At 63.0% G+C, this 14885-nt stretch carries 18 protein-coding genes and 1 pseudogene; 3 read left to right on the forward strand and 16 right to left on the reverse strand.

The features are described from left to right. The 7 genes and pseudogenes from atzF to O7A61_RS08675 all read right to left on the reverse strand — a co-directional run. The coding region (atzF, locus tag O7A61_RS08645; protein ID WP_337129364.1) for an allophanate hydrolase at positions 1–1318 on the reverse strand (1318 nt) is incomplete at its 3' end. Beyond that, on the reverse strand, positions 1315–1665 hold the full coding sequence (locus O7A61_RS08650) for a cupin domain-containing protein (RefSeq protein ID WP_337129365.1): 351 nt from the start codon (positions 1663–1665) through the stop codon (positions 1315–1317). The genes O7A61_RS08650 and atzF, both read right to left, overlap by 4 nt. Then, positions 1658–2325 (reverse strand): annotated as a pseudogene (locus O7A61_RS08655) (cysteine hydrolase family protein). Before O7A61_RS08655 ends, O7A61_RS08650 begins: the two are co-directional and overlap by 8 nt. Next, complete coding sequence (locus O7A61_RS08660; RefSeq protein WP_337129366.1) at positions 2325–3854, reverse strand: ABC transporter ATP-binding protein; 1530 nt, start codon at positions 3852–3854, stop codon at positions 2325–2327. The pseudogene O7A61_RS08655 and the gene O7A61_RS08660 overlap by 1 nt, the downstream one beginning before the upstream one ends. A 10-nt stretch (positions 3855–3864) precedes the next feature. Continuing rightward, complete coding sequence (biuH, locus tag O7A61_RS08665; RefSeq protein ID WP_337129367.1) at positions 3865–4566, reverse strand: biuret amidohydrolase; 702 nt, start codon at positions 4564–4566, stop codon at positions 3865–3867. Between the two features lie 14 nt (positions 4567–4580). After that, positions 4581–5507: an ABC transporter permease gene (locus tag O7A61_RS08670; RefSeq protein WP_337129368.1), complete on the reverse strand. Its 927-nt coding sequence runs from the start codon at positions 5505–5507 to the stop codon at positions 4581–4583. Beyond that, the gene (locus tag O7A61_RS08675) at positions 5507–7342 is read right to left on the reverse strand and encodes a BMP family ABC transporter substrate-binding protein (protein WP_337129369.1); all 1836 of its coding nucleotides are present in this window, start codon (positions 7340–7342) and stop codon (positions 5507–5509) included. The genes O7A61_RS08670 and O7A61_RS08675 overlap by 1 nt, the downstream gene beginning before the upstream one ends. A gap of 310 nt (positions 7343–7652) precedes the next feature. Here O7A61_RS08675 and O7A61_RS08680 point away from each other — a divergent pair, with 310 nt between their 5' ends. Further along, positions 7653–8327, forward strand: a complete 675-nt coding sequence (locus O7A61_RS08680; RefSeq protein ID WP_337129370.1) for a GntR family transcriptional regulator — start codon at positions 7653–7655, stop codon at positions 8325–8327. Between the two features lie 79 nt (positions 8328–8406). On the opposite strand, the gene O7A61_RS08685 is transcribed toward O7A61_RS08680, so the two are convergent. Continuing rightward, entirely contained in the window at positions 8407–9009 is a 603-nt protein-coding gene (locus O7A61_RS08685; protein WP_337105918.1) for a general stress protein, read from the reverse strand. A 21-nt stretch (positions 9010–9030) separates the two neighbouring features. Next, positions 9031–9774 carry a DUF4142 domain-containing protein gene (locus O7A61_RS08690; protein WP_337129371.1) on the reverse strand — a complete coding sequence of 248 codons (744 nt, stop codon included), beginning with the start codon at positions 9772–9774 and terminating at the stop codon, positions 9031–9033. Positions 9775–10064: 290 nt separating this feature from the next. On the opposite strand from O7A61_RS08690, the gene O7A61_RS08695 reads away from it, so the two are divergent. Together O7A61_RS08695 and O7A61_RS08700 are read left to right on the forward strand one after the other, a co-directional pair. Further along, the gene (locus O7A61_RS08695; protein WP_027144359.1) at positions 10065–10316 is read left to right on the forward strand and encodes a DUF982 domain-containing protein; all 252 of its coding nucleotides are present in this window, start codon (positions 10065–10067) and stop codon (positions 10314–10316) included. Positions 10317–10381: 65 nt separating this feature from the next. After that, complete coding sequence (locus O7A61_RS08700; RefSeq protein WP_415926810.1) at positions 10382–10699, forward strand: hypothetical protein; 318 nt, start codon at positions 10382–10384, stop codon at positions 10697–10699. A 29-nt stretch (positions 10700–10728) separates the two neighbouring features. Here the strand turns inward: O7A61_RS08700 and O7A61_RS08705 are convergent, their stop codons facing one another. The 7 genes from O7A61_RS08705 to O7A61_RS08735 form a co-directional block, all read right to left on the reverse strand. Next, positions 10729–11061 (reverse strand): hypothetical protein, encoded by a 333-nt coding sequence (locus O7A61_RS08705; protein WP_027144357.1) that lies wholly within the window; start codon positions 11059–11061, stop codon positions 10729–10731. A 2-nt stretch (positions 11062–11063) separates the two neighbouring features. Continuing rightward, on the reverse strand, positions 11064–11423 hold the full coding sequence (locus O7A61_RS08710) for a hypothetical protein (RefSeq protein ID WP_337129372.1): 360 nt from the start codon (positions 11421–11423) through the stop codon (positions 11064–11066). Continuing rightward, on the reverse strand, positions 11423–12643 hold the full coding sequence (locus O7A61_RS08715; protein ID WP_140712588.1) for an NRAMP family divalent metal transporter: 1221 nt from the start codon (positions 12641–12643) through the stop codon (positions 11423–11425). The genes O7A61_RS08710 and O7A61_RS08715 overlap by 1 nt, the downstream gene beginning before the upstream one ends. Further along, positions 12640–12942, reverse strand: a complete 303-nt coding sequence (locus tag O7A61_RS08720; protein ID WP_337129373.1) for a hypothetical protein — start codon at positions 12940–12942, stop codon at positions 12640–12642. Before O7A61_RS08720 ends, O7A61_RS08715 begins: the two co-directional genes overlap by 4 nt. A 548-nt stretch (positions 12943–13490) precedes the next feature. Beyond that, on the reverse strand, positions 13491–13718 hold the full coding sequence (locus O7A61_RS08725; RefSeq protein WP_337129374.1) for a hypothetical protein: 228 nt from the start codon (positions 13716–13718) through the stop codon (positions 13491–13493). A 108-nt stretch (positions 13719–13826) separates the two neighbouring features. Continuing rightward, a complete protein-coding gene (locus tag O7A61_RS08730; RefSeq protein ID WP_140503992.1) occupies positions 13827–14429 on the reverse strand; it encodes a diguanylate cyclase in 603 nt (200 codons plus the stop codon). A gap of 76 nt (positions 14430–14505) precedes the next feature. Beyond that, on the reverse strand, positions 14506–14724 hold the full coding sequence (locus tag O7A61_RS08735) for a hypothetical protein (protein ID WP_027144351.1): 219 nt from the start codon (positions 14722–14724) through the stop codon (positions 14506–14508). Positions 14725–14885: the final 161 nt, after the last annotated feature.

Here is a 14885-nt window from a genome sequence, read left to right on the forward strand (position 1 = left end):
GGGCGAGCATCGCCGTCAGCGCATCGCGGCCGGCCGGCGCCAAGAACGTGACGCTCATCGGCAGGCCGTCGCCGCGTTTGCCTGTCGGCACGGCGACGCCGCACATATCGAGCAAGTTGACGAAGTTGGTGTAGGTGCCAAGCCGGCTGTTGGTCACGACCGGATCGGCAAGCACCGCGGCTGTGGTGTAATGCGTAGGCGCGGTCGGCACGCAGAAGAGGTCGACCGAGGCGACGACCGGGGCGAGCTTCGCCTTGTAGGCTTGCAAGGCATAGAGGCCGCGAAAGGCGTCGGCCGCCGAAAGACTTCTGGCGCCGCCGATGATCTTGCGCGTCACCGGATGCATGGCGGCCTCGTTGACGTCCATGAAGTCGCTGATCGCCGCGTAGCGCTCGGCGACCCAGGCGCCTTGGTAGAGAAGATTGGCGGTGGCGTAGAAATCGCTGAACGGAATTTCGACCAGCCGGCAGCCAAGCGTTTCCAGAAGGCCAAGTGCTGCCTCGAAGCCGACCTGCATCGAAGCGTCGCCGAAGAACTTCAGGTCGCTTTTCGCCGGCACCCCGACATTCAGCACGGGCGGCCGGGCGGCAAGCGCCGGCACCTTGATCGCGCGCGAATAGGCGTCGGCCGGATCCTCGGCCGCCGCGACGCCGAACACCGTATAGGCATCTTCGACGGTGAGTGCGAACACGGAGACGCAGTCAAGTGTGCGGCAGGCTGGCACCACGCCGGCGGCCGAGAGCGCACCGACAGTCGGCTTCAGCCCGACGATATTGTTGAGGCCGGCGGGGATGCGGCCGGACCCAGCCGTGTCGGTGCCGAGCGCGAAGGAGACGATGCCACGCGCCGTCGCCACCGCCGACCCTGAGGACGAGCCGCCAGGCACAAGGCTGGCATCGACAGCGTTCCTCGGGATCGGGTAAGGCGTGCGAACGCCGACCAGTCCGGTGGCGAACTGGTCGAGATTGGTCTTGCCGACGACCAGCGCGCCGGCCGCCTTTAGCCGCGCCACGACAGTAGCGTCCGTCTCCGGCACATAGGCGTATTCGGCGCAGGCTGCTGTGGTCGGCATGCCGGCGACATCGATATTGTCCTTGACCGCGAACGGGACGCCCCACAGCGGTTTGGTCGCTGGATCGAACGGTCCGAGCTCTTGTGCCTGCGCCAGCATGTCCGTCTTCCCGGGCAGATGGATGAAGATGCCGGGATCGTCAGCCGCCACGATGCGGGCGTGCACGGCATCGATCATATCCGCGACAGTCAGGCCGCTGGCATAGGCCGCGTGCAGACTGACGATATCGAAGCGGATCTCACTCATGTGGCCTCCCCCAGAATAATTACCGGCAGGTCCCACTGGATCAGCACGACGCAGCCGTCCTTAGTCCACACCGAGTGCTCGGTCCCTACCGGGTTCAGGATGACGCTGCCCCGGGGATAATCGCCGTTCTCATCGCTCTGCGTGCCCTCGAGCACGACGATGGTTTCCAGCCCGACATGGCGGTGGCGTGGCACGCCGGCGCCGGCCCGATAGTCGAGGATAGCCACCGACGGCTCGACCGGTCCGCCCTTGAGCAGCCAATGCACCGTGATGCCGTCGCGAAAAGGCTCGAACGCCAGCTCGCGCCAGCCGCCACTGACGAGACCGGCAAAACTCAGATTAGCCATTCGCAACTCCCTGCAGCACCTGGTCGGTCGTCGCCGTCCAGCCGACGATGGCGCCTTGGCGCGGATCATGGCAAGCGCCGCTGCCTTGAACTCCGGAAAATAGCTTTCCGTCGCATCTTCGGCGAGCAGGCACTCATAGCCGCGATCATTGGCCTCGCGCATCGTCGTCTGCACGCAGACCTCGGTGGTGACGCCGGCGAAAACCAGTTGCTGCGCGCCAAGCCGCTTCAGCTCGTCACCGAAGCTCGTCGCATAGAAGGCGCCCTTGCCCGGCTTCTCGATGACGATCTCGCCGGGCAGTGGCGCCAACTCGTCGAGGATCGCCGTTCCCGGTTCGCCTGATATCAGCACGCGGCCCATCGGTCCGACATCGCCGATACGGATCGACGGATTGCCGCGGTTGCGCTTGGCCGGCGGCAGGTCGGAGAGGTCGGCGCGGTGGCACTCCATCGTGTGGATCACAGGCAGGCCGGCGGCACGGAACCCCTCGATCAGCTTTTTCACTGTCGGCACGATCGCGGCGATGCGGCTGACATCGTTGCCGAGGCTGGCGCCAAAGCCGCCGGGCTCGGCAAAATCGCGCTGCATGTCGATGACGACCAGCGCCATCGTGTCGGGCTTGAACGAAAAGGCGAACGGCTGCGCGTCGATTTCCGCCATCAATGATGTCCCGCCATATGCTCGCCGATGGTCTGCACGCTCGCCCGGCCGATCGGCGTCTCATAGACCAGCGCGCCATCCGACATGACGAAAATGCGGTCGGACAATTCCAAGAGCTCGTCGAGATCTTCCGACATCAACAGCACGGCCGCACCCGCGTTGCGCGCCTTCATGATGCGGGCGCGGATTTCGGCCACCGCCGAGAAATCGAGGCCGAAGCAGGGGTTGGAGACGATCAGCAGGTCGACCTCGCCGGTCAGTTCGCGGGCCAGCACCGCGCGCTGCACATTGCCGCCCGACAGCGAGGCGATGGGCGAGGACAGCGAGGCGGTCTTGACCTTGAACTGCTCGACCAGGCGGGCGCTGAAGGCGCGAATGGCGCCGGTGCTGATCCAGTTCACCCGCCTGCCATTGCCGTCCATGTCGAAGGTGCGGAAGCAGATGTTCTCGGCCACCGTCATTTTCGGCGCACAGGCATTCTTCAGCGGCTCTTCGGGAATGAGCCGCACATTGAGCGCCCGCGCCTCGGCACGCGTCGCGGCATAGGCGGCACCGCGCACCAACACCTCGCCGGCGTCACGCGGACGCTGGCCGGCAAGCACTTCCAGAAACTCCTTCTGGCCGTTTCCGGAAATGCCGGCGATGCCGACAATCTCGCCGGAGCGCACGCCGAGGTCCTCGATGCTGATCGACTTCAGCCCGGTTCGATCCGGCGCCTTCAGCGATTTGACCTTGAGCACGATCTCGGCATCGGGTTTCGGCGTCGCGCGGCTGTCAAGCGTGACGATCGGCTGGTCGCCGATCATCATCGCCGCCATCGCCTTGTGGTCGAGGTCGGCGACGCGGCCAGTTCCCGTCAGCTTGCCCTTGCGCAACACGCTGACATCGTCGGCGAATGCCGTGACCTCATGGAATTTGTGCGAGATCATCAGAACTGTGAGGTCGCCGGCCTTGGTCATGTCGCGCACCAGCCCCAGCACCTCCTGCGCTTCGCCCGGCGTCAGCACCGATGTCGGCTCGTCCAGCACCAGGAAGGAGCGGCCGAGATAGAGCTGTTTGATGATTTCGAGCTTCTGCTTCTCGCCGGCGGCAAGCTCCGCCACCTTGACGTCGAGCGGCAGCTTGAACGGCATGCGCTCCATGAACACGGCAAGATCGCCCCGCTCCTTGCGCCAGTCGATGATGCCGGGCACCTTTTCCCGCGAGATGACAAGGTTCTCAGCTCCGGTCAGCGACGGCACCAGCGTGAAATGCTGGTAGACCATGCCGAGCCCGAGCGCCGAGGCATCCCTGGGGCTGGTGATCTTGACCTCCCGGCCATCGACCAGCATGCCGCCGGAAGTCGGGTGATAAAAACCCATCATGCATTTGACCAGCGTCGACTTGCCGGCGCCGTTCTCGCCGAGCAGCGCGTGAAACGAGCCCGCCGGCACCTTCACCGATACGGCGTCCAGCGCCGTGAAGGCACCGAAGCGCATGGTCATGCCGATGGTTTCGACGCCGAGGGCTTTTCTGACGCTGTCACTCATAGCGCCCTCCTCACGGCAGCTGCGCGATGAGCGCCTTCGAATTCGACACCGTGCCGAAGACGCCGCCCTGCATCGTGATCATCTTGATCGCCGCCAGATGGTTACCGTGGTCGGTGGCCCCGCAGCAATCCTCCAGCATCATGCATTCATAGCCGCGGTCGTTGGCCTCGCGCATGGTGGTGTGGACGCAGACATCCGTGGTGATGCCGGTGAGCACGATGTTCTCGATGCCGCGCTGGTTGAGGATCAGCTCAAGATCGGTGGCGCAGAACGAGCCCTTGCCCGGCTTGTCGATGATCGGCTCGCCCTCGATCGGGTAGAGGTCGGGGATGATGTCCCAGCCCGGCTCGCCGCGCACCAGGATGCGCCCGCACGGACCTGGGTCGCCGATGCCGGCATTGATGCGGCGCGAGCGCCAGCGCTTGTTGGCCGGCAGGTCGGCGAGATCGGGCCGATGGCCCTCGCGCGTGTGGATGATGGTGTAGCCCTTGGCCCGCATCACCGAGAGCACGGCCTTGATTGGTTCGATCGGAGCCCGCACCAGCGACAGGTCGTAGCCCATGTGGTCGACATAGCCGCCCGGCCCGCAGAAATCGGTCTGCATGTCGATGATGATCAGCGCCGTGTTGTCGGGCCGCAGATCGCCATTGTAGGGCCACGGATAAGGCTCTGCGTCGATCGTATGCTGGGTGATTTCGGCTCTGGCGTTCACAGGCAAAACTCCAGTCATTTGGTGATCGACAATTCGCCTGGCGCGCCGGCGAGCGAGCGTGTCGGCGACGAGGTGGCGATCATGATGATGAGGGTGAGGATGTAGGGGGCGGCATAGAACAGATAGTAGCCCTGCGTCACACCGACCGATTGCAGCGCCGGGCCGAGCGCGCCTGCCCCGCCGAACAGAAGGGCGGCGGCAAAACAGCCGAGCGGGTTCCAGCGCGCGAAGATGACCAGCGCCACCGCCATCAAGCCCTGGCCCGACGAGATGCGTTCTGTCCAACTGCCGGGATAGTAGAGCGACAGATAGGCCCCGCCGATGCCGGCCAGTGCACCGCCGACCCCGGTGGCCAGCAGCCGCACGGTATTGGGGTTGAGGCCCATGGCGCGGGCAGCATCCGAACTGTCGCCGACGACGCGCACGATGAGGCCGGCGCGGGTGTTGCGGAACGCCCACCACAGGACGACCGACAGCACGGCCCCGATGAGGAACAGCACGTTGACGTCGAGCGCTGCCTGCACCTGCGGGACGTCGGACCAGCCGCCGAAGGGAATGGCAGGCAGGTTGGGCGCCTTCGGCTTGATGAACGGTTTGCCGAAGAAGAAGGCGAGACCCGAGCCGAACAGCATCAGTGCAATGCCGATGGCGATGTCGTTGACCTTCGGGAATCTGCAGATCCAGCCATGGAACAGACCGAAGCAGAGGCCGGCGCCGGCGGCGACGACGAGGCCGAGCCAGGGCGAGCCGGTCATCACCGCGACCGCATAGGCCGTCATGGCGCCGAAGACGAGCGTGCCTTCGAGCCCGAGATTGATGCGGCCGGAACGCTCGGTGATCGTCTCGCCCAGCGAGACGAAAATGAAGGGCGTCGACACGCGGATGGCGCCGCCGAGGATGGCGAGCGGCACGCCCCAGAGGCCGATCTCGGTCGCGTCCATCAGGTGGCCCTCGTCCAGAGATCGGGCCTCTTCCAAAGATCGGGATTGAAGGCCTTGAAGCGGCCGTAAAAGGTTTCGCTGAACAGAATGACGATGAAGATCATGCCTTGCAGCACCAGCACGGTGGCGTCGGGCAGGTCCATGCGGCGCTGGATCAGCCCGCCCGAGGCATCGATGCCGCCAAGCAGGATAGCGACGGGGATGATGGCCAGCGGATTGTGGCGAGCGAGGAAGGCCACGAGGATGCCGGTGTAGCCATAGCCGGCGGCGAGCGAAGCGTTGGCGCTGCCCTGCACGGCGGCGACCTCCAGCATGCCGGCGAGCCCGGCAAAGCCGCCGGCAAGTGCCGTGAAACCTACGATGAGCGGCCCAACGGCCAGCCCCTGCACTTGCGCTGCCCGCACATTGCCGCCGGCGATGCGCGCGGCAAAGCCCCAGCGGGTCTTTTCGATGAGCACCCAGGAGAGGATGCAGGCGACGATGCCGACAACCAGTCCCCAATGCACGTCCATGCCCGGAATGTTGCCGATGCGGTAGATATCCGCCAGCGGCTGGGTCGACGGCTTGTTGAGCGAGGCCGGGTCGCGCAGCGGCCCTTCCACCAACTGGTTCATCAGCGCGATGGCGATGTAGGCCATCAGCAGGCTGGAGATCGTTTCGTTGACGGCCCGGTAGTGGCGCAGCGCGCCGACAGCACCGATCCAGATGCCGCCGGCGGCCACGCCCGCCACGCCCATGGCAAGAATGACGATTGAGGAAGGCGCGCCGCTGAACGCCACGCCGATGGCAGCGGCGGCGACGACAGCCCCTTTGTTGCTCTTCAGCGGTCCCTTGATGACGGCGAAGCCGCCCTTCATCATTTCGGCCAGCGTAGCGTCGAACTGCTTGCGCGCGGGTTCGCCGACGGCGGGGCCGAGCGGGCTCATCTTGACGAAGCCGTCAGCCAACCCGCCGCGCGTGAAGTTGGGCAGCGGCGTGCCGGCGACGAGGTCGGCGACGAACATCTTATAGACCTTGGCCCAGTTCCACTCGGCCCCGGTCAGGTATTTCTCGGGCGCCAGCGGGCTCTGGTTGGCGTGATAACCGCAGACAAAGGCGCCGCGCCCGGCGGCCGTCTCGACCACCACTTTCGGGCTGTCGACATGGCAGGTGATGACGTCGGCGCCCTGGTCGACCAGCGCGTTGGTGGCTTCCGCTTCCTTGACCGCCAGCGACCATTCGCCGGTGAAGATGACCTGGCAAGTGATGGACGGATCGACCGAGCGTGCGCCGAGCAGGAAGGAGTTGATGTTGAGCAACACCTGCGGGATCGGCTTAGCCGCGACGAAGCCGAGCTTCTTGGTCTTCGAGGTGTGGCCTGCGACCACGCCGTTGAGATACTGGCCCATGCCGATATAACCGAAATAGGAGCCGGCATTCATCGGGTGCTTGGCCTTGTCCCACATACCGCCGCAATGGCGGAACTGCATGTCGGGAAACTTCTTGCACATGGCCAGCATGTGGGGGTCGAAGTAGCCGAACGAGGTCGGGAAGATCAGCGAGGCGCCGTCCAGGTTGATCATCGATTCCATCGTCTTCTGGACATCGACCGTCTCCGGCACGTTCTCCTCCTCGACGACGGTGATACCCTCGACGCCCTTCAGCGCTGCGGCACCCTCGGCATGCGCCTGGTTGTAGCCGTAGTCGTCCTTCGGCCCGACATAGATGAAGCCGACGGTGGCGGCGGCGGCGAATGCCTTGCTGATGGGAAAGGCCGCGGAAGCAAGCCCTAATGCTGCTCCAGCGGCGGAGGTCTTGAGCAACTGGCGACGGCTAAGCATGAATCTGTCGGTCATCTCTTATGCTCCCCTGTAGGACCCTTTCCGGGTCGGTTAACGCCTTCTCAAGAAAGTGCATGCAATCGCTGTGCCAATTCGATCGGCAAAATTTGATAAATAAAATCAATGAGCCTCGTGAGGCAGCATGCACAAGCGAAAGGCAATTGCATGCACTTTTTGCCTTGAAAACAGACAATTTGACAGGCAGATAAAAACATAGGCATAGAGGGTGCGGCCGAGTCGGGATCGTGCCGTTCGGCCGCAGGATTTCAGCGACCTGGAACACCGAAGCACGGGAGGCGAAGCAGTTTTGTCGGGAAAGCGCAGCTTGATCCGGACGGGCACGACGGTCGATCAGATGGTGAGGGCGATCGGCGACCGCATCGTCACCGGCGTGCTGCGTCCCGGCGAAAAACTCGACGAGGTCTCGCTTGCCGCCCGCTTCGAGGTTTCACGCACGCCGGTGCGCGAGGCGCTTAGCCAACTCAGCGCCATGGGCCTCGTCGAGCGGCGGCCCAACCGGGGCGCCATCGTCGCCGTCGTCACGCAGGAGCACCTCGCCTCGATGTTCGAGAGCATGGCCGAACTGGAAGGTATATGTGCGCGCTTCTGCGCCGAGCGAATGACCGGCAGCGAGCGCCGCGAGCTCGAGACCGAGCATCAGGCCTCGGCGCGGCTGGTACGGCTGGGTGCCGAGGAAGATTATGAGTACTTCAACACCGAGTTCCACAGCCGGCTCTATCGCGGTGCCCACAGCACGCACATCTACGAGTTGACCGCGATGACGCGCAGCCGGCTGGCCCCCTTTCGCCGCGCCCAGTTCAGGCTGGCCGGACGCCTGGCGAAATCCTGGCAGGAGCACGACGCCATCGTCACCGCGATCCTGCGTGGCGATGGCCCTGCTGCGGGCAAGGCCGCCATGGAACACGTGTCTATCGTCAGTGAAGCGAGCGCCGTGTTTGTAGTTGACGACAAGGCGCGAGCCGCGCCGCTACACCCTTAGAGGCATATCGAGAAGAAATGGTTCCACCCGGCCGCACTGCGCCCATTGGCCTGGTCGCAGCCAGGGCCGGGATCCGCTTTCAGGGTCGATTGATTGCGCGGCCGCCGTCGCGATCGACGTCCTTGGGTGCGTATTCGCCTGCATTGACGTCGAAGCCGGTCCAGCCGTCTGCCTCGTACATCCTGCGGCGTTCAGCCAGGTCGACCGATCGGGACTGACCCAAAATCTCCTCGGCATTCGGCACGAGTTCGTCGTCCACCTTGGCCGTCACCAAGGTGCCGCCGCGGCGTACACCTTCCGCATAGACGTGTGCATCGCGCTCGGGCACACCCGACTCTGTCAGACCGCCGATAATGCCGCCGGCCGCTCCACCAGCCACGGCGCCGGCAACCGCCCCCGCGGCGGTGGCGGCGAGCCATCCGGCCGCGACCACCGGGCCGACACCCGGGATGGCCATGACACCCAGCCCCGTGAGCAGGCCCCCGGCACCGCCGATCACAGCTCCGATTCCCGCGCCGCTGCCAGCGTCTTCGGCGGCCTCGGAACGGTTTGCCTCATACCAGTCATCCGAGTTGTTGGCGACGATGCTGATATTGGAATGTGGGACGCCCGTCGCCTCGAGCTCGCCGACCGCATCGGCCGCGTCGTCATAATTGTCGAACAGTCCGGTTACCGTCTTCATGTGATTTCTCCTGATCCATGCTCACTTGCTCGAGGCAACGACGTTGCCCTGGTAGTCGACCCCTACGTTAAGGTTTTCGCCTCCTTTGGCCGCCTGGCCGCGCCAGATGCCCTGGTCGTCCTTGGTAAGCTTCGATACGTTCGAATATCCCGCATTCTCGATCCGGCTCTTGGCCTGGGCTTCGGTGAAGCTGTTTGCGCCGGGGACGAGAGCGGCGGCGTTGGGAATATTGTCGGTCTTCACCGCCGGCGTTGTCGCTCCCGTGATGGCGTCTTGCCTGGCGGCGATCTTCTCGATCGTCTGCTGGTGCATCTTCAACGTACCGACCGTTTGCTGGGCAAAAGTCTTGAGTGCGGCGTTGTCACCGCCGCTTGCATAATTTTCGAACAGCTTGACGGCGTCGTCATGCGCGTTGCGCTGCAGGTCGACGTAAGCCGGATCGATCGGCCCCTGCGCATTCTTGAGCTTGTCCAGATCGCCCTGGTGCTGGGCATCGAGCGCCGGCGGTACTTTCAGTTTCTGTTCGCCCGCGATCGCTTCCAGCTTGGCGTTGGCGGCGCCGTGGTCCCGGATCATCATCTGGGCAAAATCCTTGATGCGTTGGTCCTGAACCTTGTCCAGGGCAATCTGGCTCGAGTCGACCTCGAACTTGCCGCCGACGGCAGCCTTGTCGACGAAATCCTGGGCGCTGTCGGCAGCAAAGGCGGGCATTGCGAGAACAGCGCAAGCAACTGCGACGGAGGCGAGAAGATGTCGTGTTTTCATCGGCTTTGTCCTTGTCGGTGAGCGAATTTGCGTTGCGACCTAACAAGCCGGGATGCGCTTTGTTCCCCCATCGAGACGGCATGCCAGCGGACCATTCAGCGGCAAAATCCGTGAAGGAGCCGTCGGGCGTGGCTGCAAAAAAACGCCGTGAAAAACGAGTGATTCCAGGCATTGCTATTCCAACGCCAGGTACGCTGGAACAAATCGGCGGTCGCGGAGTTAGCGTGCGGTCTGCGCGGCTCGTCCTTGGGCAGGCTTTGTAAAGCAACGGGCAGGTCTGGGAGGGGCAAGTGCGTGCGGGCCATTTCAGAAAGCCGATCATCATTCAACCTGGCCGCATTGACCGAGACAGGGTCGTGGTCTCTGTGTCCGATGCCGCTGAAGTGCTGCTGCGGGACTGGCCAAAGCCGAAATCCGAAATGCGTCTTGCCGCGCTCAGGGCGTGCCTTGCCGTGATGCGTGGCGAAAAGCCTCCAAAGGTCGCAAGACAGGCGTTCATCGTTGCGGCCAAGGACGCCAGGATTCTGCTCGAGCAAATATAGCCGTCTCAAAACCACCGCTGCCGATTTGGCAGAGTTTGGTTCGAAAGAGAGAGGTCATGGCCAAGATGTCAAATCCTACCCCTGCCTCTGCCAGAGGCGAGATTGAGGCGGGAGCGACGCAGGACAAAACGCCAGGCTTCGATCCCGCCATTGTCCCGCTGGAGACCGACGCCGAGGCGGCCGACACACAAAATCCGGTCGCTGGAGCAGAGCCGCCACGTTCCCGGCCAAAATTCGAGAACGACGCCAGCTTCGCCAATGCGATGCGGCCGATCGAAAGCGAACCGGAACTGCGGCCTCGCGGCAACTGGCCGCTGTTTGTCATTGCAGCTGTCGTTTTGATAGCCGCCGCGGTCTTTCTGGGCGCGAGCATGCTGCGCTGAAAATGTTCACGACGATGCGCGGCGGCGACCTATTCGCGACGATCGGGTGCGCTCTTCATGCCGGAGAGTTCGGTCATCGGGCACAGCAGCCGCGGGCGCGCCGGGTCGGAGATGTCGAGCTTGTCCCAAGGGATGCGGTACAGACCATCGCGGCGGCGCAGCCGAAACAGATCGAGCACCGCCACGCCTATGGCCGACGCTGAAAGACGCTCGAAAGCAGCGTGGATGCCGACGTGGAATTCGGTAACGACGAAATCGTCGCCATCCCGTTCAGCGCGGATTTCCTCGATATAGCCGATGCTCTTGCCTCGCTGCGACAGCACGCGTCGCCCAGCCAGACGTTCGAGATTGACGATGGTCATCATCAAGCTCCCGGAATGCGCCCGATGATATGATCGCGCAACCAGTCCTGCCAGGCGAAGATCGACGTCTGACGCACATCCACATCGAACTCGATGTCGGTGCCGATATCCCTCACCTTGTGCCAGGCGATCCGATGCGGCTCGCCATGGCGCTTGCCACCCAGCTTTGCCGCGAGTCGCGCCATCCATCGCCCAGGTCTCGCGCCGAGGCGGCGCGCCAAAGTGATGGAGCCGAGTTCTATCGCAATGATCCTTGGCGGCTTGCCCCGCCGCAACTCCGCCACCAGCCCATCGATCTTGCCGATCTTGACCTGTTCGCGGTCAACCACCTGCTTGTCCAGGAGATCACGCAGCAATTTCATCATGTGCCTCCGAATATCTGCAGCGGGATCGTCACCACTGCCAGCACAAAGCCGAGCGCGATGATGAAGATGACCGCGGCGTTGGAGAGAATGCCGTTGCGATGCTCGCCGACGTAGCGTTTGTCGTTCAGCAGAAACAGGAATGGAACCACGGTCAGCGGCAGGCTGGCCGCCGTCAGCGCCATGGAAAAGATGGTGAGCCTCAGCGGATCGAGACCAAGCATGATGGGGATGGCGGCAAGAAACAACGATACCGTGTACACCGCGCTGAACCCTGGGTTGTCGCGCGGCTTGCGGTCCTCCCCCCACGTCCAGCCGAAGCCTTGAGCCACGAGGTAAGCCTGCTGCAGCCCGACTTCGAGCGTAGCGCCGAAGCAGGCAATGGCGAGAGAGGCTACGAACAGGACGAAACCCCAGAAGCCGAATACCGGGATCAGCATCAACGGCAATTGGTGATAATCGTCCACCTGGTCGATGCCGTGCGTCGCCAGCACGAGGGCGGCCACGATCAGCACGCCGACCGAAATGGTGCCGCCGAAAGACATCCCCAGTCCCGCTATGGCCCGATTGGCACCGAGATAGCTCTTGTCCCACTGGTCCTCGATGGCCCCGGAGGAATAGAACATGAACAGGTACGGCGATATCGAAGCGCCGAGAATGCTGACCGCCATGAACCAGTAACTGGCGGTATCGTGGGCTGGCAGCGAAGGCACGGCGCCGGCAGCGACCGCTGTCCAATCGGGTTTCAGCATCACGGCCGCGACGACGAAACACAAGGTCACCAGACCGAGCATCGACACGCCTTTCTCGATGAGGCCGAACGTGCCTTTCCAGAGCAGCAGCCACGCCAGAAAAGCCACCGGCAGCGCCCACCACTGGAAGCCGATGCCGGTGGCAAGTTCGAGTGCGATGGCAACGCCGCCGATCTCGGCGGAGAGCACCATGAGACTGAGCAAGAAGGTGGCAAGCAACGGCCACACAAAGACGTTGAAGCCAAATCTCTCGCGAATGCCATCGCAGATCGTGTGATGGCTCACCGCCGCGAACCTGCCGGCCATTTCCACCAGAAAGATGATGCAGATGGTGCCGAGCACCACGGCCCAGATCAGTTGGAACCCGAAAGTCGCGCCTGCCTGCGCCGCCGTCGCCATCGATCCGACTTCGAGGAAGCCGCCAACGCTGGTAACGACGCCGAGCGATATTTCCACGAGCTTCTTCATGGCTTCGGCGCGAAATATTTTGCATAGGCGGCGGCAAGCGAGCGCGAGGCCAGTTGAAGATCCTGTTTTGCTTTTTGGACCCCCGCTCGATTGCCTGCCTGCAATCCCGCCCCGGCGTGAGCCACCGCGACCGACAGATCCTTGACCGCTGTCGCCAATGCAGCCTGCTCGGCGGGTTCGGCCGTTTCGGCCGATCGGATTTGCGCCTCGGCATCGGCCAGTGTCTTGCCGACCGATTGCAGTGTGCCGGCGGTGTATGCGAACGGCGCCGCATCGCTTGTCCAGGCATCGAGCACCATCGATACGGTCTGTGCGGCGGATGCCGCAGTTTGTGATTGCTGCTCGATCCGATCGGAAGACGAGCATCCCGCCGAAACGCCCAGAAGCAACAGGGCGCACAGATAATCCAGCCTGAGATGACGGCCACTGAAGGTCAAAGCCGGCGTTTGGTGCGCCACAAGAACAGTCTCCCCGCAACCGAAGCGAATCGTGATCGGCATGAATTGATCTAGAGTGCCCCGTGTGGCCGTCAATCAATGATCGCACGGGTGCCATCGCAAGACATGGACCGTGAGAGGGAACCGCCGGCCACGATGGAAACCAACTCAAGCGGAACAAACGATCGCTTGCGGTATTTGGAATACGAGGCGAACCGACCTCAACCCGTCCTGATCACCGCATCGACGTGGATGGACTGCTGGCACGGAGGATTCCGCAATGCCTCGTCTCATAGCCTGGATAGTGATCGTGGCGGTCGTGATCATCGCGGCCTGGTTGTGGTTCAGCGGCCACAAAGCGCAAAACGGAAGCCAACCCGCGCCCCACGCGATAGACCAGAACGGCTAGTTCAATCCTGCTCGGCCGCGCCTGGAGGGGTCTCGACCCTGTATTCGTGGACCAGGCCGAGAACCTGACTTCTCACTGTCTCGCGCGCTTCGGGCTGAATGAAAGGCATCAGCCGCTCGACGGTTTCGACGACCGCACGCGGCAGATCCGCAACGGCATCGGTAAGCGCGCTGCCATGTTCATACATGTTGTCCGTCAGCTTCTTGTCCAGATCGGAAAGTATGCCCATCACCAACTCCATGTCCGTGTCACCCTCTGATAATGGGCAGTCCGGCAGAGATGTTCCACACAGGGCGCCAGCGCCCAGACGGCTGGGACATCGTTTCCGCTGAGCGCTTCACCGCAAGGTCGTCTGGCCGGGGTCGCGTCGTCTGGCTTTCGGTGGAATGAGCCTGCCGGCATTGGCACGTAACCCCCTGACGAATTCTTCCAGATAAGGGAGCAATTCGAAAAGCAGGATCACGGCCATCACGCAGACGATATAAGTCACCGGCAGCGGCTGCGATTTCCAGGCAAAATCAAAGCGCGCGGTTTCCCGTCCTGCCCCGAACAATGCGAGAAACTGTCCCCAATGAAGGGACACGACGCTGACCAGCCCCATCAGCGGGATCATCTCCAGAAAGCTGTGCACATGCTGTTCGATCGGCGTTACCGTGCGCGCCGATGTGGCGTAGCGAACGTCCCACATCGCGGTGGCCTCATGAATGAAGAAGGTGACGATCATGATGGCTATGACCAGGGCGTTCACGTCGAGGAACATGGCGGCAAGCAGCGGTATGCCGACCTCGATGAACATCAGGAGATGGATCAACGATTCCTTGGCGCCGGTCGTCGATTCGATATGCGAAGCGCGATGGCAGAGCCAGTCTGCAAAACCAGCTACCAACCAGACCGGGAGAAGAAAATACATCAGGATCAGAACGGTGGGATCTGACAGCACAACGTCCTCTCGTCCGAGTTCATATGAAGGATAGCGACACTGGTGAGCCAAGCTGGGGTTGTCTGGTAGTGGTCGATCACTGCTGCCCCGGCATTTCGGTATTTTCCTTGGGATTTTTCTGGACGCCCGCGGCCGGTGAAGTATCCGCGGGAGCGTTGCCGCCCTGGTTCTGCTCAGGCGCCCGTTTCAAGGGCGAAGTGCGCCAGCCCATGTCAACGTAGTGAAAGCCGATCAGGAAACCGATGATAATGACCGCGGCTATCGCCAGCGAGATTACCGCGTTGCGTCGCTCCATTGTGCTGCTCCCTTCCCTTGCCGAACAGCCAATGACCAAAATAGTTCCACACGCAGGCGCGAACCGATGCCGAGGCACCGGTTATCGTCCGTACCAACCTGGCAAGCGCGGCCGAATTGCACCAGCGACGATCGCTTCACGGACTCGGGAACAATCAAGCA

It is taken from the genome of Mesorhizobium sp. Cs1321R2N1 (genome assembly GCF_037179725.1).
Lineage (GTDB): Bacteria > Pseudomonadota > Alphaproteobacteria > Rhizobiales > Rhizobiaceae > Mesorhizobium > Mesorhizobium salmacidum.

Bases quoted from the DNA above. Each gene is read 5' to 3' on its own strand.
- O7A61_RS08650 (WP_337129365.1), bottom strand. From the start codon at position 1,665: ATGGCTAATCTGAGTTTTGCCGGTCTCGTCAGTGGCGGCTGGCGCGAG.
- O7A61_RS08660 (WP_337129366.1), bottom strand. From the start codon at position 3,854: ATGAGTGACAGCGTCAGAAAAGCCCTCGGCGTCGAAACCATCGGCATG.
- O7A61_RS08670 (WP_337129368.1), bottom strand. From the start codon at position 5,507: ATGGACGCGACCGAGATCGGCCTCTGGGGCGTGCCGCTCGCCATCCTC.
- O7A61_RS08675 (WP_337129369.1), bottom strand. From the start codon at position 7,342: ATGACCGACAGATTCATGCTTAGCCGTCGCCAGTTGCTCAAGACCTCC.
- O7A61_RS08685 (WP_337105918.1), bottom strand. From the start codon at position 9,009: ATGAAGACGGTAACCGGACTGTTCGACAATTATGACGACGCGGCCGAT.
- O7A61_RS08690 (WP_337129371.1), bottom strand. From the start codon at position 9,774: ATGAAAACACGACATCTTCTCGCCTCCGTCGCAGTTGCTTGCGCTGTT.
- O7A61_RS08700 (WP_415926810.1), top strand. From the start codon at position 10,382: ATGTCAAATCCTACCCCTGCCTCTGCCAGAGGCGAGATTGAGGCGGGA.
- O7A61_RS08705 (WP_027144357.1), bottom strand. From the start codon at position 11,061: ATGACCATCGTCAATCTCGAACGTCTGGCTGGGCGACGCGTGCTGTCG.
- O7A61_RS08710 (WP_337129372.1), bottom strand. From the start codon at position 11,423: ATGAAATTGCTGCGTGATCTCCTGGACAAGCAGGTGGTTGACCGCGAA.
- O7A61_RS08715 (WP_140712588.1), bottom strand. From the start codon at position 12,643: ATGAAGAAGCTCGTGGAAATATCGCTCGGCGTCGTTACCAGCGTTGGC.
- O7A61_RS08720 (WP_337129373.1), bottom strand. From the start codon at position 12,942: ATGGTGCTCGATGCCTGGACAAGCGATGCGGCGCCGTTCGCATACACC.
- O7A61_RS08725 (WP_337129374.1), bottom strand. From the start codon at position 13,718: ATGGGCATACTTTCCGATCTGGACAAGAAGCTGACGGACAACATGTAT.
- O7A61_RS08735 (WP_027144351.1), bottom strand. From the start codon at position 14,724: ATGGAGCGACGCAACGCGGTAATCTCGCTGGCGATAGCCGCGGTCATT.